Annotated in this window: 1 pseudogene; it reads right to left on the bottom strand. The window is 58.2% G+C overall.

What is annotated here, in order from left to right:
* Nucleotides 1-305: pseudogene (locus tag ABQF13_RS25320) on the bottom strand (amidohydrolase family protein); the annotation flags it as partial.
* Between the last annotated feature and the right edge of the window lie 121 nt (nucleotides 306-426).

The raw sequence follows: 426 nt of genomic DNA on the forward strand, positions 1-426 counted from the left end.
GCCTGCACCCCGTCCAAATCCATGTCCGCAACCCGCTCATGCGGGTCATAACATCCCGCGATCATGTCATCAAACCGCAACGGCTCCAACCCGTAATCCTCAGGCTTCTTACCCGCCACCGCATTCAAACCGATCTGCGGATGAAACTGCCCCTCAAAGCGCCACACCTGACGACCATCATCGAGAGTCACCACCTGCGGCCCGGCCTCCACATCCCGCGAACTCAACCGATCAGTCCACACCCGCGGATGCTCGATCAAATGATCGTCCACCGAAATGATCTGATGCGAATCCAAAAGGGGCACCTCAAAGCCTCCACAACCACACCCGGCGAACCAACCCGCCACCCAATCTCTGATTAGAGATTTCCCACCCTACCGCCACCCACCCACGATGTCCAGAACCCACCACCAACCAGACCCACAA

Source organism: Mycolicibacterium sp. XJ879, from assembly GCF_053483935.1.